The sequence below is a fragment of the Terribacillus saccharophilus genome (assembly GCF_002272075.1).
In the GTDB taxonomy this organism is placed as follows: Bacteria; Bacillota; Bacilli; order Bacillales; family Amphibacillaceae; genus Terribacillus; species Terribacillus saccharophilus_A.
This window is the reverse complement of the sequence record NZ_NPBJ01000027.1, coordinates 123,443-143,023: the sequence shown is the minus strand read 5'-3', so window position 1 is coordinate 143,023 and position 19,581 is coordinate 123,443. Positions and strand designations below refer to the sequence as shown.

The 19,581-nt window shown below is 39.4% G+C and carries 25 protein-coding genes; 11 read left to right on the top strand and 14 right to left on the bottom strand.

What is annotated here, in order from left to right; all coding sequences use genetic code 11:
• Window positions 1–210: 210 nt before the first annotated feature.
• The 3 genes from CHH48_RS14495 (at window position 211) to CHH48_RS19610 (ending at window position 1,942) form a co-directional block, all read left to right on the top strand.
• Complete coding sequence (locus CHH48_RS14495; protein ID WP_095219864.1) at window positions 211–432, top strand: hypothetical protein; 222 nt, start codon at window positions 211–213, stop codon at window positions 430–432.
• Window positions 433–735: 303 nt separating this feature from the next.
• Complete coding sequence (locus CHH48_RS14490) at window positions 736–1,788, top strand: tetratricopeptide repeat protein (protein WP_095219863.1); 1,053 nt, start codon at window positions 736–738, stop codon at window positions 1,786–1,788.
• Between the two features lie 16 nt (window positions 1,789–1,804).
• Window positions 1,805–1,942: a hypothetical protein gene (locus CHH48_RS19610; protein ID WP_176466457.1), complete on the top strand. Its 138-nt coding sequence runs from the start codon at window positions 1,805–1,807 to the stop codon at window positions 1,940–1,942.
• A gap of 124 nt (window positions 1,943–2,066) precedes the next feature.
• Here the strand turns inward: CHH48_RS19610 and CHH48_RS14485 are convergent, their stop codons facing one another.
• Window positions 2,067–2,273, bottom strand: a complete 207-nt coding sequence (locus tag CHH48_RS14485) for a hypothetical protein (RefSeq protein ID WP_217903027.1) — start codon at window positions 2,271–2,273, stop codon at window positions 2,067–2,069.
• Between the two features lie 129 nt (window positions 2,274–2,402).
• On the opposite strand from CHH48_RS14485, the gene CHH48_RS14480 reads away from it, so the two are divergent.
• Window positions 2,403–3,377 carry a Gfo/Idh/MocA family protein gene (locus CHH48_RS14480; RefSeq protein WP_095219862.1) on the top strand — a complete coding sequence of 325 codons (975 nt, stop codon included), beginning with the start codon at window positions 2,403–2,405 and terminating at the stop codon, window positions 3,375–3,377.
• A 105-nt stretch (window positions 3,378–3,482) separates the two neighbouring features.
• Window positions 3,483–3,815, top strand: coding sequence for a hypothetical protein (locus CHH48_RS14475; RefSeq protein ID WP_095219861.1), 333 nt, complete (start codon window positions 3,483–3,485; stop codon window positions 3,813–3,815).
• A 567-nt stretch (window positions 3,816–4,382) separates the two neighbouring features.
• On the opposite strand, the gene CHH48_RS14470 is transcribed toward CHH48_RS14475, so the two are convergent.
• The 7 genes from CHH48_RS14470 to CHH48_RS14435 form a co-directional block, all read right to left on the bottom strand.
• Entirely contained in the window at window positions 4,383–4,745 is a 363-nt protein-coding gene (locus tag CHH48_RS14470; protein WP_095219860.1) for a hypothetical protein, read from the bottom strand.
• A gap of 233 nt (window positions 4,746–4,978) precedes the next feature.
• Window positions 4,979–5,590 (bottom strand): NAD(P)H:quinone oxidoreductase, encoded by a 612-nt coding sequence (gene wrbA, locus CHH48_RS14465; protein WP_095219910.1) that lies wholly within the window; start codon window positions 5,588–5,590, stop codon window positions 4,979–4,981.
• 142 nt (window positions 5,591–5,732) lie between these two features.
• Window positions 5,733–6,332 (bottom strand): alpha/beta hydrolase, encoded by a 600-nt coding sequence (locus tag CHH48_RS14460; protein WP_095219859.1) that lies wholly within the window; start codon window positions 6,330–6,332, stop codon window positions 5,733–5,735.
• Window positions 6,332–7,276 (bottom strand): ring-cleaving dioxygenase, encoded by a 945-nt coding sequence (locus tag CHH48_RS14455; RefSeq protein WP_095219858.1) that lies wholly within the window; start codon window positions 7,274–7,276, stop codon window positions 6,332–6,334. The genes CHH48_RS14460 and CHH48_RS14455 overlap by 1 nt, the downstream gene beginning before the upstream one ends.
• Window positions 7,277–7,412: 136 nt before the next feature.
• Window positions 7,413–8,348 (bottom strand): ring-cleaving dioxygenase, encoded by a 936-nt coding sequence (locus CHH48_RS14450; protein ID WP_095219857.1) that lies wholly within the window; start codon window positions 8,346–8,348, stop codon window positions 7,413–7,415.
• A gap of 20 nt (window positions 8,349–8,368) precedes the next feature.
• Window positions 8,369–8,989, bottom strand: coding sequence for a nitroreductase family protein (locus CHH48_RS14445; RefSeq protein ID WP_095219856.1), 621 nt, complete (start codon window positions 8,987–8,989; stop codon window positions 8,369–8,371).
• 1,069 nt (window positions 8,990–10,058) lie between these two features.
• On the bottom strand, window positions 10,059–10,268 hold the full coding sequence (locus tag CHH48_RS14435) for a DUF5316 family protein (RefSeq protein ID WP_095219854.1): 210 nt from the start codon (window positions 10,266–10,268) through the stop codon (window positions 10,059–10,061).
• A 217-nt stretch (window positions 10,269–10,485) separates the two neighbouring features.
• Between CHH48_RS14435 and CHH48_RS14430 the strand changes: the two genes are divergently transcribed.
• A complete protein-coding gene (locus CHH48_RS14430) occupies window positions 10,486–10,869 on the top strand; it encodes a glyoxalase (protein WP_095219853.1) in 384 nt (127 codons plus the stop codon).
• 50 nt (window positions 10,870–10,919) lie between these two features.
• On the opposite strand, the gene CHH48_RS14425 is transcribed toward CHH48_RS14430, so the two are convergent.
• Window positions 10,920–11,333: a YbaN family protein gene (locus CHH48_RS14425; protein ID WP_095219852.1), complete on the bottom strand. Its 414-nt coding sequence runs from the start codon at window positions 11,331–11,333 to the stop codon at window positions 10,920–10,922.
• Between the two features lie 176 nt (window positions 11,334–11,509).
• Window positions 11,510–11,923 (bottom strand): STAS domain-containing protein, encoded by a 414-nt coding sequence (locus CHH48_RS14420; protein ID WP_255212177.1) that lies wholly within the window; start codon window positions 11,921–11,923, stop codon window positions 11,510–11,512.
• 266 nt (window positions 11,924–12,189) lie between these two features.
• On the opposite strand from CHH48_RS14420, the gene CHH48_RS14415 reads away from it, so the two are divergent.
• The gene (locus CHH48_RS14415; RefSeq protein ID WP_095219850.1) at window positions 12,190–13,254 is read left to right on the top strand and encodes a tetratricopeptide repeat protein; all 1,065 of its coding nucleotides are present in this window, start codon (window positions 12,190–12,192) and stop codon (window positions 13,252–13,254) included.
• Window positions 13,255–13,307: 53 nt separating this feature from the next.
• A complete protein-coding gene (locus CHH48_RS20015; RefSeq protein WP_095219849.1) occupies window positions 13,308–14,168 on the top strand; it encodes a GNAT family N-acetyltransferase in 861 nt (286 codons plus the stop codon).
• 34 nt (window positions 14,169–14,202) lie between these two features.
• On the opposite strand, the gene CHH48_RS14405 is transcribed toward CHH48_RS20015, so the two are convergent.
• Window positions 14,203–14,628, bottom strand: a complete 426-nt coding sequence (locus CHH48_RS14405; protein ID WP_095219848.1) for a MaoC family dehydratase — start codon at window positions 14,626–14,628, stop codon at window positions 14,203–14,205.
• A 652-nt stretch (window positions 14,629–15,280) separates the two neighbouring features.
• Between CHH48_RS14405 and CHH48_RS14400 the strand changes: the two genes are divergently transcribed.
• Entirely contained in the window at window positions 15,281–16,699 is a 1,419-nt protein-coding gene (locus tag CHH48_RS14400; RefSeq protein ID WP_095219847.1) for an MFS transporter, read from the top strand.
• Window positions 16,700–16,791: 92 nt separating this feature from the next.
• Here CHH48_RS14400 and CHH48_RS14395 read toward each other — a convergent pair whose 3' ends face one another.
• Complete coding sequence (locus CHH48_RS14395; protein ID WP_095219846.1) at window positions 16,792–17,394, bottom strand: TetR/AcrR family transcriptional regulator; 603 nt, start codon at window positions 17,392–17,394, stop codon at window positions 16,792–16,794.
• A 146-nt stretch (window positions 17,395–17,540) separates the two neighbouring features.
• Here CHH48_RS14395 and CHH48_RS14390 point away from each other — a divergent pair, with 146 nt between their 5' ends.
• On the top strand, window positions 17,541–18,278 hold the full coding sequence (locus CHH48_RS14390) for an SDR family NAD(P)-dependent oxidoreductase (protein WP_095219845.1): 738 nt from the start codon (window positions 17,541–17,543) through the stop codon (window positions 18,276–18,278).
• A gap of 119 nt (window positions 18,279–18,397) precedes the next feature.
• On the opposite strand, the gene CHH48_RS14385 is transcribed toward CHH48_RS14390, so the two are convergent.
• The gene (locus CHH48_RS14385; RefSeq protein WP_095219844.1) at window positions 18,398–18,880 is read right to left on the bottom strand and encodes a tetratricopeptide repeat protein; all 483 of its coding nucleotides are present in this window, start codon (window positions 18,878–18,880) and stop codon (window positions 18,398–18,400) included.
• Complete coding sequence (locus tag CHH48_RS14380; protein ID WP_095219843.1) at window positions 18,877–19,083, bottom strand: hypothetical protein; 207 nt, start codon at window positions 19,081–19,083, stop codon at window positions 18,877–18,879. The genes CHH48_RS14385 and CHH48_RS14380 overlap by 4 nt, the downstream gene beginning before the upstream one ends.
• Before the next feature lie 133 nt (window positions 19,084–19,216).
• On the opposite strand from CHH48_RS14380, the gene CHH48_RS14375 reads away from it, so the two are divergent.
• Window positions 19,217–19,420 (top strand): hypothetical protein, encoded by a 204-nt coding sequence (locus tag CHH48_RS14375; protein ID WP_095219842.1) that lies wholly within the window; start codon window positions 19,217–19,219, stop codon window positions 19,418–19,420.
• The last annotated feature ends 161 nt before the right edge of the window (window positions 19,421–19,581 follow it).

The following is a 19,581-nucleotide window of genomic DNA, read 5'->3' as shown; positions in this document are numbered from 1 at the left end:
GAAAGACGCCGATTCTTATAAGAACCTGTCTAAAAACTGGTTTATCTGTCATGGAGATTAATATTTACATAAAAGAAATATAGTATTTTCTTAAAGGAATAAATGTCGGATTTACTAAATCTTATTTATAAATTATGACAACCTTCATAATAAATGGGGTCCTACATTGTAGGGCTGCATATTTGAGGAATTATAAGGGAGAGAGGATCTATGTACTTTATATCCGGAATTATTTTCATTGCCATTTCAATTGTAATGTTCTTTTTCGTTGATTTGTTCTCTAGGGTTTTTCCGCATAATGTAATGCTATTTGATGAAGAAGTGATGCAAGGATACTACCATACAGGTTCTCTGTGGTTCCCCATCATCGCAGGGATAATCGGCTTATTTCTCATTGTGCTGCATTTTATACTGCAGGAAAAAGCCGCATAACTACTTCTAAGAAAGTATCTTATTCTTCGTGGCAACAATATTCACAACTGGATTTTAACTCTCCTAAGCAGGAGAGCTTTTCTTATTTATTTTTAAATTTTACTTCAAATTAGAATTGCTTGTTTCTTACTATTGTAGAAATCTGTTATTATAGCTGTTGAAATAACCTTTATTTCGTCTTCTGAACATGTAATACTTTAATCTTGCATAGTAATTCCTTCCAATTTCAAGTCTCCCAATTCAATATTCGACAAAAAATGGTAGAATTGCATTTATTAATAATTCTAAAAGGAGCCTTTCACTATGGGACGCAATCTCCCGAATCACCTCGATATTGCGGCTCTAATGGATAATTGGTCTGTCAGTATTCAGCTTGATAAAAAAGGTGCTGCTGCAACTATCCATAAAGAGCTTAAAAAACAAATCAGCGAGTTCGATGTCGAGAAGCTTATCACATATTACCTGTTTGAGAGCCGCTATTATTTGATTCAAAAAGATGCTGTGAATAGCGCTATATCGCTTGATAATGCAAAAGCACACCAAGACTACTTCCATGAAACCCACCGATATTTCTTGTACTTAGCAGAAGGTATTCTTTTCTATGATGAAGGAAATTACCAAAAAGCACTTCATTATTTTGAGAAAGCTGAGAATTACATCGAACAGCTGGATGATCCTATAAGTATAGGTGAATTCCATCTTCGAAAAGCCATGACCTACTATTTTCTCGACATTACCAATCTGTCTGTTCTTCACACTGCAAGAGCTGCAAAAGTATTCAAATCTTCTAAAAGACTGGAATTCCTGCTTGCCCGAACGCAAATGCTGCAGGGATTAAATTACATAGATCAACTCAACTACGAATCAGCTGAAAAATCTCTTCTCAAGGCGTTAACAATCTTCAAGAAAAAAGAAAATCAAAATTTTATCTCTTCTACAAATCTTAATCTAGGCGTGCTTTATGTGAAGCGTGGTTTGCCGGCTATGGCAATTCCCTATCTTAATGCAGCGTTGCAAGGAAAACAAAAACGAATTGAATTAAAGATCTTGTACTTATTAACTGATTGTTATTGGAAAACGAATCAACCTTCTAAAGCAATAGAAGCCTATAAAGAAGGATTTCAAGCCAGCATTGAAGAAAATAATATGACAAAGAAGTGGGAATTCGCCATGCTCCATAAAAAATATGAAGACAGGCTGAATTTTGAAATTGTCTGGCAGGAGGGGATAAAGTATTTTCAAAGTGTAGAGGATATGTATAATGTCAGGCTTTTTTCGAAAGAATTAGCCCAATACTATGCAGATAACAATCAGCATGACCTTGCAATGAAGTACTATCTGTTAACTCTTACTTAAAAAGAGGGGGATTTGTTTGAAGAAAGTTATTTTTTCATTGGTACTGATAGGTACTATTGTTATAAGTAGCTTAGTCGGATATGCAAATCATCATAGAATTACAGAAAAGCCAACCGATCTTGGCAGTACAGTATTTCTCCTAAAAGATAAATAAGCATTATTAGTAGCCAGCATTATATTGAATGAAAGAACGGACATCATGTGATACTGATGTCCGTTCTTCGTTTGCAAACTTCTTTTTCCAGGAGGAAACCGAGCTATAATCTCTCAGCTGATTTTCAAAACTGGCTTCCATGCAACGCCACAGCTTTTGAATCAGCAAGGGCTTCGTTAATCTGGTCGAAATTATAGAACTTCACAAGCCTGTCTAATGGGAATAGTCCCTTCTTGTAGTAATCAATAAGTTTTGGTACCGCTTCTCCTTCATTGACGCCAATCATTGCTTTTCCTTCAGACATGATGTCATTATGCATATCGATTTCCATTGTTGGAACGTTATTCTATACAAAGATAAGGTTGAATTTATTCATATCTCTGCTATTTAACGCTTATATGAAGTAATATTATCTTATAAGAGAAATAGTATACTGCCCCTGAGAGGATGTGGATGCAGGTTGATTAGATTCGGTGTTGTAGGTACAAATTGGATTACCGAGAGATTCATTGCAGCTGGTAGACAACATGAGGATTTCAAAGTAACAGCAGTGTATTCCCGGTCAGATGAAAAAGGTCAAGCATTTACTAAGAAGCATCAGCTTCAACTCTTCTTTACTGATATCAACGAGATGGCTAATCATGATGAAATAGACGCCGTCTATATTGCAAGCCCTAACGCTTTACATGCAGAGCAAGCATTATCATTCATGGAAAACGGCAAGCATGTGCTGTGCGAAAAGCCTTTTGCCTCCACCAGCATGGAAGTATCAAAAATGATCGAAAAAGCAGAAACAAAAGGCGTTGTTCTGATGGAGGCCATGAAATCTACATTCATGCCGAACTTCTTAACAGTTAAAGAAAATCTGCATAAAATTGGCCCTGTGCGATCTTATTTTTCTTCAAGCTGCCGTTACTCTCCTTTCTACGATGATTTGAAGAACGGATCACTGCCAAACCTATTCAATCCCGCTTTATCTGGCGGAGCTTTAATGGATCTTGGTGTTTACACCATCGCTCCATTGGTTGCACTGTTTGGCAGACCAGCATCTATCCAAACGACTGGAACCATTTTGGAATCAGACGTTGACGGGCAAGGGCATATGCTCCTTGACTATGAAGAAGTCAAAGCGAGTGTCATGTTCTCCTGCATTACGAACTCCTATCTTCCTACTGAAATCATCGGCGAAAAAGGCACGATTGTAATTCACCATATATCTAGTCCAAAGAAAGCGGAAATACATTACCCTGACGGAACAAGTGAAGACATTAGCAGGCAGCAGGAATATGACCCGATGTACTACGAAATTGCTGAGTTCATCCAGCTTATCCAAACGAATAAACAGCAGTCATCGATCAATACATGGGAAAATTCAATTATCACAATGGATATACTTGATCAGGCGAGAAGACAGATGGGCGTGGATATAAACTAAATATTCCTGAAGCAGTATTTCCAAAGATTTTTGCCTCCACTAAAGGTGGAGGCTTTTTTTATGATAGAATAAAACAATTACATATATTCCAGAAAGAGGGAGTACATGAAACAATTCAAAGACTGGATTCCACCTTTAATTGTCATCATCTTATTTCTTGGTATAAGTGGTTCATACTTTATCTATGATGGTTACCAAAAATATGAACTAAGGCAATTTGTATATGACCAATGGGAAAGAGCAGGGGTAAGTCGTTCTGCTTTTGAAAGATTAGAGATATACAAGACCAATAGAGAAGGTGAAGAAAAATATATGGTAGCTGTCAAAATGAAGAAAGGCGACACCACTACCTTTTTTTACCGTGATAAAAAATTTAATCCAGATGGAAATCTAAGACCCGTACATACTACAACAGTAGAAGGCACTTATTATTATTAAGTGGAGCTCTATTTGGGAGTTTTTCATGAGAAAGGATCCTAGAGTAATGTAGAAACTGATTTAACGTCAATGAGCACAGAAGTATATACATAAAAATAGCTTGGATACATATATCCAAGCTATCACTCAATAATAGATAAATAGGTATTCTTAATTAGTAAGCAAATAATTGATCAGAGCTATTATGATTAGTGCAGTTACAGATGAAATCAACAAGGAAGTACTTATTGCAATCATTCTGACTCCACCCCATCCTCCAATAATGAAACTGCTTAGAAACAATATCATACTAACTACCGCCAAAAAAATAGGAACCAAATACATAAAGGAAATCTTTTTTTCCTGACTAACAAGGAGATACCTATAATTAAGATAGTTAAAAATAATGTTGTTATGAAGAAGCTCATTGATTATCCCTACTTTTAAACAAGATATGTCTCGAGGCTTATATTGCTGGGCATCAACAATAAACGTTTTAAGAACCCATCCGACTTTTAAAAATACTTTTATCTCTTAAGCTGATATATAAGCTATATGCAGAAAAATCGCTATTCAAGCTAATCTCTGTTATTCAGAAATTGGTTCCTCAGTCATTGCTTCTATTTTGTCTCCGGCGCCATTAAATTCTACTGTGTATTTTGTTTCACTCTCATCTCTTTCTTTAACAACAAAAATAGTAGTTTTTTCCTCAATATTCATCACTGAAAAATCATCTGTATCAACCACTTCCTCGAATGTAGAAAGCTTTTTATCCCTTACATTTCGCTGGTGATCCGACCATTCCTTCGCCCCTAAAAAGGATACTATAAGTATGACAATACCGATGATTTGCAGAAGTCTGGCATACTTTTGGAACCGCACATTTTTTGACATAAAGTATAAACCTAGTACCATTACAGTGGCTGCAGCTAATCCTCCAAATACAAACATATAAAAGCCCCTTTTACTATTTATTGACCTTATAGAAATATCTTCCATAATCATACCAAATGGTTGTAAAATTATGAATCGCTATTTTCACTCTGATATGATGCAGCTGTATCTTAGATCTTATCCAGTAGTAAGATTTTAATTGAAGGGATCTTTTTTAAAGTAATCTAAATCACAAAAAAAGCCTGCGTCTTTGATCAGGCGCAGGCTTTTTAAATAGTATAACCCCTAATTTATTGATTACCTTTTTTAATCTTCTCCGCAACAGAAACTGTACGTTTTGCCTGATGCTTCACAGCAGCTTCCACATCTTCAATCATCTTGCCATCTTGGCCTACTGTTACACTTGTACCGTAAGGGTTTCCTCCAGCTGCGAATAATACTGGATCTGTGTAGCCTGGTGTTGCAATGATTGCTCCCCAGTGCATCATGCTTGTGTATAGGGAAAGCAAGGTTGCTTCTTGTCCGCCGTGCGGGTTTTGCGCAGATGTCATAGCGCTGACTACTTTGTTGATTGTTTTGCCGTTAGCCCAAAGGCCGCCTTGAAGATCAAGGAATTGCTTCATTTGAGATGGCATGTTACCAAAACGTGTTGGTACGCTGAAGATGATGGCGTCAGCCCATTCCAAATCAGCAGAAGATGCGACAGGTACGTCTATTGTTGCTTCTGCTTGTGCTTTCCAAGCTGGATTACTATCGATGACGGATTGTGGTGCAAGCTCTTGTACTTGCAGTACTTTTACTTCTGCGCCTGCTTCTTTTGCTGCTTCTTCCGCCCATTTTGCCATTTGATAGTTTGTGCCGCCCATGCTGTAATAAACTACTGCTAATTTAACGTTTTCCATTGTTTCATTCTCCTTTGTTTTTCCGAATAATTTATCTAAAAATCCCATTTGTGTTTACACTCCTCATCTGTTGCTTTCACACTTGCTTAGAATCAACCTCATTGATTGATGCACAATTGCGCTGATACATTCTTATAACAATCTAGTCAACATACCATTCCCGAGCTGCTTCCACTTCTGTGTTTGTTAGCTGATGTCCGTTGTTTTCCCAATGGAGCTGGACGTCTGCATGTGCTTCTTTCAGTAGCTTGACCAGTTCCAATGATTCCGCCGGTGAACAGATTGGATCATTGGTACCTGCGGCAATAAAGATGTTTTTACCGGTTAGATCCGGAAGCTCGATTCCTCTTCTTGGCACCATTGGGTGATGGAGAATGGCACCTTTTAAGCTATTCTGATAATGGAACAACAAGCTTGCAGCGATATTGGCGCCATTTGAGTAGCCGATTGCGATGATGTTATCCCGGTCAAAGTCATATTCTGCTGCAGCTTCATCAAGAAACTTATTTAATTCCCTTGTACGGTATACAAGATCCTCTTCATCAAATATACCTTCCGCTAAACGTCTGAAGAAACGCGGCATGCCGTTCTCCAAGACACTTCCTCGAACGCTCAGTACGGAAGCATCTTCATCGATTCTTCCCGCTAGAGGCAATAAGTCTAATTCATTCCCGCCGGTTCCGTGCAGCAGCAGGAAAGTCGGCTTGGTGCTATCTTTACCTTTATGAAAAAAGTGTTTCATCATGAATCCCCCTTCAAAACTCTTACTGTGATGTCCGGTAGTGTTTGTTCCAATCCATCTCGTTTGGATTCAAACCAGGACGGCAGCATCAATTTCTCTCCAAGCCGTTCTGTTTGTTCATCTACCGAGAAGCCTGGTGGATCTGTCGCGATTTCAAAAAGAATGCCACCGGCTTCGTGGAAATATAATGCATTGAAATAATTTCGATCAGTTATCTCGGTCGGATGATGACCCTTCTCTTCCAAAAGCTTGTGCCACTCCTTCTGCTCTTCCTCGCTTTTTGCGCGCCAAGCAATATGGTGAACAGTTCCAGCACCCATCAAGCCACGGACTGTAGGAGTGAGCTGAATATCAACTGTATTGCCAATGGCCGATTCGGCACGGAATCGGAGATAATTGCCTTCCTGGCCGATGCATGTCAATCCTAGAATGTTTTCCAGAATATCAGCTGTTTGATGAGGGGCTGCCGAATACAATGTCGCACCTGCAAATCCTTTTATCGCAACGGCTGATGTGATGCTGCCAAAGTTCCAGCTGTTCACAGGACCTTGTTTTTGTTCCACCAGCTCCAAATGAAGACCATCGGGATCATCAAAGCGTAGATACCTTTCGCCAAATCGTTCAGCAGATTCAGTCACTATCTCATACTTCTTCAGCCGCTCCTCCCAGAACAGAAGAGCTCCATCTGGAATGCTGTAGCTGGTTACGCCGACTTGCCCTTTTCCAATACGACCCTTGAGCTGTTTCGGCCACGGAAAGAATGTGATGATCGTACCAGGACTGCCCAGCTGATCCCCGAAATAAAGATGGTATACCTCTGGTCTGTCAAAGTTGATCGTCTTTTTCACAAGTCTTAACCCAAGAACACCTGCATAAAAATCAACTGTTCTTTGCGCATCATTAACCATTGAAGTGATATGATGAATTCCCGCTGTTCTAAGCATTTTTCTCAATCCTTCCGCCATGAGATAGCGACTTATTTCGGCCTTTCAGTAGAGCAGACTCCGGTTGGAAACTTATAATTTTTTTGTAAGATCGCAGGATCGATGGGAAGCAACTGACCTTCTGCTTTCGCTCACATCAGTCTAAAACTCTAACCTCGAATGGCAATACATGATTTTCAATTTTACTGCGATGCTGTTCATATTGCGCTGGAAGCATCAATTTCTCCCCCATTGTTTCCTGGGTTTCATCAACTGCAAATCCTGGAGGATCTGTTGCGATTTCGAATAGAATTTCGCCGTGCTCCCGGAAGTAAATCGCATTGAAGTAGTTTCTATCCTGAACACGTGTTACACCGTAACCAAGTCCATCCACATATTCGCTCCAATCTAACTGATCCTGATCATCGCTTGCACGCCATGCGATGTGGTGAACAGTACCGACGCCCATTTGGCTTTTTCCGCTAGTTGTCAGTTTAATATCAATTATATTTCCGATATCGCCTGCAGCTTTGTAGCGGACATAATCGCCTTCTTCTCCGACTTTCTCCAAACCCATTTGCTCGAGTAGCTCTGCTGTTGCGCCAGGAGTCTTAGAATATAGAGTTGCCCCTCCGAATCCTTTGATCGCAACTTCAGGTGTCACATCACCGAAAGTCCATGTATTCGTTTCGCCTGCTTCTCTTTCCACGATTTCTAAATGCAGCCCATGTACATCATCAAACTGCAAGTACTGCTCACCGAAGCGTTCCGTTTTCGTATACGCAATTTCGAATTTTTCCAGTCTGTTCTCCCAAAAAGCAAGTGCACCTTTTGGAACCACATAAGATGTAACGCCCACTTGACCGTCGCCGATCTTGCCTTGGTAAGCATTTGGCCAAGGGAAGAAGGTAATGATTGTCCCTGGTTTTCCTTTTTCGTCGCCAAAGTAAAGATGGTATGTGCCGGGATCATCAAAGTTTACGGTTTTCTTCACGAGACGAAGTCCTAATACACCAGCATAAAAATCAGTGTTTTCCTGTGGATGACCTACAATTGCAGTAATGTGATGAATTCCTTGTGTTTGTTTTGTCATGTCTATACACTCCCTATTTTTTATTGATAACTAACAAATTCATTAATCGGCCTGCGATATCCTCTTGGTTTTCTGCTTTCCGTTTTTTCTTTGCCAATCGTAATCATTAGTACTGCTTCATATTGCGCCGGAACATTTAATGCTTCCTTTACTTTGTCGGAATCAAAGCCGATCATCGGACAAGTATCCCAGCCCTTTTCCTTGGCCGCCAGCATGAACAGCATGGCGGATAGGGATGCATTCCGAATTGCTTCGTCCCGGTGAAATTCCTGCCCCCGCTTTTCATAGAAGGAGACGGTGTCATTCACCATAAGGTCATATTCTTGTTTATTAATAACTCCTAACAAATTCAAGCCCTTATAAATATCGGCTGCTTGCTGGAAGGCTTGTTTATCACCTAGTACAAGGACCACAGCAGATGAACTCTCAACCTTGTACTGTCCGTTTGCTGCTTCTTTTAATTTCTGTTTCTTTTCAGGATCTAGGACGACTACGTAATTTGTATGCTGCAGATTGAATGCTGATGGACCTAGCTTCACTAAGTTGAAGATCTCATCAAGTTCTTTTTTTGTTATTGGGTTGTCTGGGAGAAAGTTACTTGCTGATCTCCGCTGATTTACTAACTCGATAAATTCTGACATATCTTCTTCGTCTCCTCATTTACCTCGAATTCGAGATATCTGATTAAAAAAATATAAGAAATTTACTTCGAATTCGAGACATTTGATCAAAAAAATATGAGCTCTTAAGAAGAAGTTTTTATCTCGAATTCGAGATAATTATATATCACATCAATTAAACATGTCAACAGGTTCTTTTTAATATTTTTCCCTACGTAAAAAGACCGGCACTAATGCACCGGTCTTTCCTCCTTTTTATACTATGAGTTACAGGTTTGGAAGGTTGAAATGCAAAAGAAGCGATTAAATGTTCAAGAAATAAAATACTGATAACTCGACACCCATTTAACTGGAAATGTTATGCTAAGAATATGCGAAAATATATAAGCAATCTGTTATTTGTTACCGGTGCTTTGACGATGTTGGTTTTAGGTCTTATCTTTGACTATTCGCTCCTTGCATTTGTACTATCAACCCTGCAGTACATTGCCGCCATTATTGTTCACGGAAAAGAGAAAGCTCGGACAGATTGACTGTCCGAGCTTTCTCATGCTGATTCAGCTTGTCCTTCTTTTCTAATTCTTAAAAGTATAATTTGCCATATCATAAGGAAAGTTAATCCCCAATAGTAGAATTGATTAAAACCAAACACAGTATCTTGTGTAGGACTTAAGATATTCAATACCGTTAAAACGAACAGGAAGAATGCCAGGAAGATAATATCATAGACTAAGCTCCTTGCTGCCAGAGCCCCGCCAATTATTAAAATAACAGCAACCGCAGCAAGCCAATTGCTATGCATATACTGCAGAGCAATTATTTCTGGATAATAATGAGCAACTAGCCATAAAGTTATGACAGCAAAGGTAGTAATTCGCAACCACAGAGAGAAAGCTTTCGTCCTAGGTCCCCCTTACAATTCCGTTTTTATAATCATACCAAAAAGGAAAACAATTAGATGACTAACTATACAAAGATATATAAACAATGCAGCAGGAAGTTACTGCGAAATTTTAAACGGCGCCTCTCTTTAACCCGTTCCTGCATCGCTTACACAGCTTTCATTTTCCGCATTGGTGAACTTAACTTACTATAAAATAACATGCAAAATTAGTCCTAGAAGTAAGACAAGTACACCCACTAACACAGAAATTCTTCCAACCTTTAACCGCAGCAATCTATCTTCCTTCGTCTCGGTGTGGTAGTTCGCCCGCTGCTGTGATCCGCTAGTTAGAGCACCCATAAATATCCCACCATTAATGATTGCGATAACACCAATAATGAGTAATACATTCGCCATATGTATCCTCCTTCGGCTCTTATAGTGTTTATACGTGTATATACGAAAAAGGTTGCTATTGGAATATCACTTCTATGTAGATGCTCTTATAAGAAGGAAAAGAAACAGCAAACAGCGTATAGATAAATGAAGGAGGAAAGAATATGAATATCTTACATAACGAATTCACCTCACACCAAACTCGGCTTGTGATCACTGCTGCCATGAGTGTGTCCTTATGACGCAAGCATCCTTCTCCCATTTACTGCAGATTTTTCCCTGTCCGGATATACAGAAGACTGCAGCTTATTATGAAAAAATAGGATTTCGGTCTGTTTCCTATCTTAATAATGCGGAGCCGCATATATGCCTGTACCGTGATACTATCGAGCTGATTTTGACGCAATCTGCACTGGATAAAATCTTCCCGAACCGTATACAGTATGGCTACGGATATGATGCGTATTTCATTACAGAAAAGCAGGCAGCGATGCAGCAGGAATTTGTGAACAAAGGCATCACCCTCGTCCGCCCATTAATGGTGACCAACTATGGCAGTAAGGAGTTTGTGTTTGAAGATATAGATGGCAGATGGATAGCAGTCGGGAACAAAATTTCATAAGAAAGACCGTTTTCTAAATAGAAAACGGTCTTTCTCTTTATCTATAAAAGTCATGCACGATTCTTAACGCCGTCGCTTACTTCTTCTGGCTTTATCGTTTTAATTTTCTTTATGAAATAATAGTGTTTTATTAAACCAAGTACAATTAATACAATTTTCACTAGCCATATATCAATATAAAATACCGAAAATAAAATGAAGGCATCTGCAATTATGTTAATTCGGATTTTTTCTTTAAGGGTCATGCCTTTTTTCTCTGTGATAGCCAGCACATATTTTGTATAGAAAGTGGTGCTTTTAAACCAATCGTCGATTCGTTTGGAGCTTTTCGCGTAACAGAATGTAGCTATCATTAAGAACGGGCCGCCGGGCAGTACCGGCAAAACGATTCCTGCTATCCCAAAGCCTAAGAAAATGGTTCCAAGCAGGAAGAATAAGACGTTCTTCAGTTTTTTTATGATCATCACCTTACTTTATAAATACCTTTGATTACCTCGCATTATATCAAAAAAATAAGATGAAAAGTAAGCAGTTATATTGCTAATACTGACGTCCGCGCGGAAACTGTAAGAATTCTGTCAATATAATGGAAAAGTATTGAAAAAAAGAGCCCTCGCATTTGCAAGAGCTCTGGATTTGCTTATTTTTCTATTTCCCTAATTTCCATGCCTTTTTGCTTTAACAAGCTTTTAAGAGCTGAACGGAATGTCGAATACGACTTGAATCCTTGGAATCCTGAATTAGATAGGACGAGCTTTTGTACCAATTTGGCGGAAAAGCCGACGAATATCGTTTCAACTCCCATCAGCTTCAGTGCCTCTGTCAGATTTTTTATATTGGCACTTAGCTCCCCGTAGCCAATTGTATCTATATCCAAGTAGTTGATACCGGTAAGATCAATGATGACTGTATCTGCATCAACATCGACGACGCTGCCTACGATCTTTTCCTGAATATGTGTAAAACGTTCCACAGAAAATGTTCCAGTCAGCGGAACAAGAATCGTATTCGGTACAATGGATGGAATCATCGGTGCAGATAATTCCTTAATCATTCCCTCATATTCTGCAAGTTTTTTCTTCAGCCTTTCATTTTCCAGATGCAATTCTTCTATGCTTGCTATGTCCCTCATCACCTTACTGTGAATTTTTCCTCTCTATCTATAGCAGTATTATACACGCTCTTCCTGAGATATAGAATATACTTCCCATTTCTCATAGTGTGTAATCTACTTGTAATTTACATATTAATGCATCTTTATCTACAAAATTCGGCGGAAATGGTAAAATATAACGAAAGACGACTATAAAGGGGACGCGTATGGATAGGAGTTTACTCGTAATAGATCAGGATTTGACTGCGGCTTTGGAGGATTGGTATTTACATATCCGACTTGGGAAGCGGCAGGAAGCTTCGGACATGTATCATGAATTGTCAGACCGTTTAGAGGAACTGAAACAGGAGGATACGCTTTACATAGTCTATTTATTACTCTCCAGCCGGTTTCATGTGCTTGTATCAGATTTGAAGAAAAGTAAACGGTATCACGACGAAGCAGGCAAGTATAAGCATGCTTTCGCGCCAGCATTATATTATTATTATCATCTTACAGAAGGAATGCGTCTAGGTGAGGAAATGGAATATATATGCGCACTCGCTTCCTTAGAAAAGGCAGAGGAATATCTCTCATCTATTGAAGATGAAGTAGAACAAGGTGATTTCCACTTCCGCAAAGCAATGACATATTTCCACTTGGATATTTCATCTCTTTCTGTCTTCCATACAGAATATGCAGTGAAAGTATTTGAAAAGTACCCAGCTTACCGCTATCTGCTTGCTCGTAGTCTTTTAATGCGAGGGCTCAACTTTATCGACCAAAAGAAATTCACCCAAGCAGAGAGTGCCTTAAATGATGCCCTTTCACATACAGATTTTAAAGATGAAGGTGCACTGGCTGCATTAATTCAGCATAATATTGGATATTTATATGCTGCACAGCAAATGCCATTAGCAGCTATTCCATATTTAACAGCTGCCCGGAAGTATCGGACATATCCTGCTTATTTGAAGACCTTATTCCTTTTGGCAGAATCTTATTGGAAAACTGGACAGCAGGACCAGGCAATGGATGCCTATCGGGAAGGATTCCAGCTAAGTATCGAGGAGAAAGATGACATATTTAAATGGGAATTTGCCATGTTGCATAAGAAGTTTGTCGATCATGCAAATTTCGAAACGGTGTGGGCAGAGGGAATTGAATACTTCTTGGAACAAGGTGATAAGTTCAATGTACGAACTTATGCCAGTGAACTAGCGGCTTACTTTACGGAAACTGGACAAAACGAATTGGCTATTTATTATTACAAGCTTTCTTTGCAATCCTAGTACACGAAAAACACAACAAGAAACGGCAGAAGTATCACTATAAGGAGGAGAGCATGTCTCATAATTTAGTTCTACTAAAGCCGATTTCCGAGGAAGATGCCCACGCACTGCTGCCAATCTGGTCAGATGCAGCAGTAACGAAATGGACGCGATATCCTGTTTTGCATTCCTTATCAGAAGTAAAAACCCGGATTAAGCAGCTGGAACAGACAAAGCATACAAGCCGGTATACGATTCGAAAGCACGAGGGCCAGACCATCATTGGTACTTGTGGATTCAAACGCTTGAACTTCCTGCATGAAACAGGTGAAATAGAATTCGAGCTCGGCAGTGCCTTTTGGCGTCAAGGTTTCATGACGGCAGCCCTGCAGGAGCTTTTGCACATCGGCTTTGACAGATTGCAGCTGAATAGGCTCGAGGTCAAGGTCAATGCCGATAATATCGCTTCTCAGCGCTTGGTCAGACGTGCAGGCTTCCGACAGGAGGGTACCATTCGTCAAGGTCGAAAGTGGGAAGGACAGTTTCAGGATGTTCTTCTCTTCAGTCTGCTCCATTCCGAATTCCGCTCCTTGGCAGCAGCCGAACGAATCGGACAGCTCAAACTGCTGCATTTGCTAGACCTGACAAAGCATTCCGCATCATATGTGAATGAAATTGTTAGTGAAGTGAATGATCACGTCGTACGCTTGGCTGTTATTGACGGTGACTATCATTGGCATAAGCATGATGATTGTGATGAAGCATTCCTCGTTCTCGAGGGCGAACTATATATTGACCTGGAAGAAAGGACAGTCAGCTTACAGCCGGGTGACCTATTCACTATCCCTGCTGGTGTCATGCACCGGACCCGTTCCCAACAGCGGACGGTGAATATTTGCTTCGAGAAAGCTGTTAATGAAATAACCGGGAGCTAAAAAGGAGGCATCTATAAAGATGCCTCCTTTTCTATTAATTATCAATAAGTGCGCTAAGTTCCGCTTGAAATACTTTCACTTCATCTTGATTATACGTGCTTAACTGCACCGTTACGATACCATTGCCGCGACGTTTCGGGACTGTCTCGATCACTTCTACGACAACCCGCAGCTCATCATCTGGAAAAACTGGCTTGATAAATTGGATATTGTTCATTCCAGTCCCGGCTACTACGTGCTCTCCGTAAACACCAGTCTCAACCCACAGCTTGAAGGAAGTGCTCATCGTCTGCATACCAGACGCTATCAGATCACCGAAGCGCCCCTGCTTCGCCTTTTCTTCGTCTATATGCATGTATTGAGGATCGTACACTTTGGCAAATTCGATAATGTCTTCTTTCGAAAGCTTGAGTGCTTTCGTTTCGTAGCGCTGTCCTGTTTCATATTCACTGAATTTCATCTTGGCACCTCTATTTCTATCTGTTTTGCTGCTTATACTGTTACCTATATACGGATCAAATTGCTTTGCGATGTGTATATGAATTCATGTCGGTATTATATAGAAAAAAACAAGAGAAGTACACTGTGGTATATATCCGATTTTCAATGCTAATAGTAAAAAGCAGACTTTTTTATGTTTAGTCTTTGGTATGTTAGGGTATTTAATATGAGTTAAATAAAAGAGGTAATACAAGGGGTCATCATTGTCTTGGATGATAACCATGGCTGTGTATTCAGTGAATAGATGGAAATATGTGTAGAAGAAAGGAGGATGCGCTCTCCTATGCTAGTTGATTTATTAAGCTTGATACAATTTAACTTACTGAATCAAAAAACTTTCAAATACACTTTGAAAGCTTTTTTAATTACATTTTTTAAATCATTATCAGTATGGTTATGAAGCTTTTGCACACAATATGTTACATAAAGCGGATCGCGATGGATTAAACCTTAAATCAAAAAGTACGGGTGTTTACAGTTAGATACATTTTCCTCATGTTACAGCTTTGCTGGTTTTACCCCTGATTCCCAAAGGGAAATGCAGTGATTGGAAGCCAGTTTAACTGTATTTGTTGTCCTTGTATAACCGTATACCATGGAGTTGACAAAAAATGAAATTTAACAAGAAAAAGATTAACGTTGTAGATATTCAAACAGCGAAGAAAAGTGTGTTTGCTACCGGAGTAGGAAACGCTATGGAATGGTTCGATTTTGGTTTATATTCTTACTTGGCTGTTATTATTAGTCAAAACTTTTTTAGTGCTGTTCAGAATGATGAGCTGAAATTAGTGTTCACCTTTGCAACATTTGCGATTGCCTTTTTGATGCGCCCAGTGGGCGGAATTATATTCGGTAAAATTGGCGATAGATTAGGAAGGAAAGTCGTTTTAACGACCACAATCATATTGATGGCCTTTTCTACATTACTCATCGGATTATTGCCTACATATGATCAAATAGGTATATGGGCTCCGATACTCTTATTAATCGCAAGAATTATTCAAGGATTTTCAACTGGCGGTGAATATGCTGGTGCAATGGTCTATATTGCAGAATCTTCTCCAGATAATAAGCGTAATATACTGGGAAGCGGATTAGAAATTGGTACGCTCACAGGCTATATTTTAGCTTCACTAGTTGCCAGTTTGCTCTTTATCGTTTTATCTGATGAACAGATGGCTTCATGGGGATGGAGATTACCGTTTCTGCTTGGCTTACCATTAGGACTAGTTGGGATGTATCTAAGAAAAAGCTTAGAGGAATCACCAATTTTTGAAAATGAACTTTCAAATAATGAAGGTCAAGAACAAGAGGAAGAAAGCTTCCTGTCTATACTGAAAAACCATAAAAAAGATATTATTGTTTGTTTCGTAGCAGTAGCATTCTTTAATGTGACAAACTATATGCTATTATCTTACATGCCATCCTATTTAGATGAGATTATTGGCTTATCCAGTACTGTAGGTACCGTATTAATTACGCTTGTCATGATCATCATGGTGCCACTTACATTACTGTTCGGTAGGCTCAGTGATAAAATTGGAAACAAAACTGTATTCTTAATTGGGTTAGGCGGATTAACACTGCTTTCTGCGTTTGCTTTTTACTTAGTGAACTTGAATGGTTTGGTATTTGTTTCGATAGGTATTCTCATTCTTGGTGTGCTGCTTGCAACGTATGAAGGCTCCATCCCTGGATCATTGCCGACGATGTTTTACACAGATATACGTTACCGAACATTATCTGTCACGTTTAATGTCTCGGTTTCCATTTTCGGTGGTACTACACCACTAGTTTCCACATGGCTCGTCCACCAAACAGGGAATAACTTAGCACCTGGCTGGTATTTAACAATCGTGAGTATCATTGGATTCCTTGTGATTCTATTCTTGTTCAAGAGTACTTCAGGAAAATCCTTAAAAGGATCTTATCCAACAGTTGCTACAAAGTCTGATTATAAAGAAGCTGTTGAGAATCCAGAGGATGCCTTATGGTGGAAAGAAGAAGAAGAAGAAAATAAACCTGTGTAACAAGCTTTCAATTCTGCTCGAATTACTATCAAGGTAAACATAACAAACTCAACCTCGCTGGCATATGTGAGGTTGAGCTTGTTTTATTTGAACTAACGTCCGATGTATTTGAAAGATTGAATATGCGTTTGTGATAATTCAATAACATCTTTTGTGAATTGCTCCTCAGGAATCCGGAAATCCTCCGCAATCAAGTTGCGGACAAGTCCGTAGAATCCAAAAGCCGTATAAATCTTGAAGTAGTTCATATTCACATGCATCTCATTGATTGTCTCAAATTCAAATTGCTTTTCATATATGTTCTTAATAGCATTTGGAAAGCGGGTATGCATACCCGGCAACGTGTCTTCATATTTGATTAGCTCAAAGAAGCTTTTATTTTCGTAAATATACGCAATAAGTGAGAAGGACGGGACATCTATATCTTTTGTAGATGTTTTTCTTCCAAGTGTGTACATAATACCCGCAGCGTCCTCCAGCCCCGTAAACATTTTGTCGAGCAGATCCTCTGCCAACTCGATTTTATCTTGATAATGGAAGTAGAATGTACTGCGATTATAAGCTGCTTCTTCGACAATATCTTTCACTGTGACCGCATGATACCCCTTTTTCTTTATCAGCTTAATCAATGCCTCACGAAAATGCTCTTTTGTCCGATTACGCCGTTTAGATGTCGAATCTTGTTCATATTCCATTAAAAAATCCCCCCTTAGTCAGACATTATTGGATTATCTGTCTAATAATTAGACATCTGCTTTTCAGCTACTGATTGAGATATGTGTCCAAAGTATTACAATTAAATTGTAACCGATTTAATTCTATTATACTGGGGGAAACAAAAATGGGGAAATTACAAAATAAAGTTGCACTAATTACAGGGGGAGCATCAGGAATTGGCGCTGCTACAGCTCGTCTTTTCGCAGCAGAAGGCGCTAAGCTCGTATTAGTCGACTTGAACGAAGAAAAAGGAAAAATAGTGGAGGAAGAGCTTAAAGCAGCTGGTACAGAAGCAGTCTTCATCAAAACAAATATTACTAGTGAAAACGAAGTAGCTGATTTGTTCAAACAAGCAGTTTCTGCTTTTGGAAAAGTCGATATTGTATTCAACAATGCCGGCATCGGACGTGTTCACCCTTCGCACGACTTGGATTATGCTGAATGGCGCAACACAGTGAACGTGGACTTGGACGGTGTATTCTTAGTTGCCCGTGAAGCACTTCGCGTCATGCTTTTGAATGGCAGCGGCACTATCGTGAATACCGCTTCTATGTACGGCTGGGTCGGCTCACCTGGATCTGCAGCATATAATGCGGCTAAAGGCGGCGTCGTGAACCTTACACGTTCTCTAGCACTTGAATATGCGGACAAAAACATCCGCGTAAATTCACTATGCCCAGGCTTCATCGACACTCCAATCATTCCGGAAGATGACAAAGCTGCACTTTCCACGATGACTCCAATGAAGCGTCTTGGTAAAGCGGAAGAAATGGCGAAAGCTGTGTTATTCCTAGCTTCTGATGACTCTTCTTATATGACTGGTAACAGCTTGATCGTTGATGGCGGTTATACAGCACAATAATAGAAGCAAAATCCCTCTCTTGCATAAAGAGAGGGGATTTTTTTATTACGAGACATTATGTTCTATTACAGATTATTTATTCCAGAAAAAAAGACCATCTGTTGCTTAACAGATGCTCTTTAGTTCCACACGATATCCAGCTTATCCGCATAAAAAGCAATTGCCCTCTGATATTCCAAAATATCATTATCGGATGTTGTTTCGGCAAGCAATTGGAGGAGAATCTTCATCGCTTCGCCATGTTCTTTTTGATTATATTTCACCATGGCGTAAAAAACAGGGAAAACATTATTTTTCGGGAACAGATTCATTGCTTCTTTCAAGGTTTGCTCAGCTTTTTTATAATTTCCTAATGTCCGGTAGGTACTTCCTAAACCTAAATAGGCTCCCTCCTCATGCTCCTTTGGTAATCCCAGATCAATTCCACGTTCATAATAAGGTACAGCAGCCGCTTCCTGTCCAAGTACATCAAAGCTCCACGCACATTGATACTGTACTTCAGCATCATCTGGATAAACGGAAGCCAATTCAATCAATCTTTCATTAGCTTCCGCCAGCTTGCCTGCTTCTCTTAAACTAATCGCCTCAAACAGCTCATTCATAAACGAAATCGCTCCTTTACTTCTCTCACATAAGTTCTGCTCACCGGAACTTTGAATCCGAATATAAGCAATAACAGCAGGTTCTCTTTCAACGAATGGCTGTGAAGAATAAGCCGTCGAAACGCTTTCAATTGGGAGAACAGGAAAACCGTTATCAGGATGATCCCCACCCGTTCAATCATTAATGGAACCAAACTCAGCATGCTGCCTACCTCCCATAATATTTCTTAGATCCATCTTATCGGAAAGCATTCCAGATTAATAGATACGGCTTCAAACTGTCTGCTTTCTGTTATAATAGTACGAGCTTAACACCCGTTTAGGAGGCTTTTATTTATGTTAAAAAAGAATGCCCTTTATATACTTTTCCTTGGTACACTTTGTATTCTCGCAGGAATCGGTGTGATGATTTGGGCTAGTGATAAATTTTATTTAGGAATTGCTTTTGTTGTGCTTGGACTAGTCTATGGATTGGCTGGATTATTGCTGTACCGCAGATCTAAAAAAATAGCTGCGACTAAGCACGAGTCTAAAGAATAATCGGAGGAAATCAGCATTTCGTGTGGCCACTTTTTTATAATATCCTTCGATTATAAAGGGAGGAAAAAGCGATGAAGTTTTCTATAAAAATAAAGCTGGAAATCTCCCCGTATGCTGCAGCTGGAATTGCTGCAGCAGCTTGTTTCTTTATCATCAAGAAA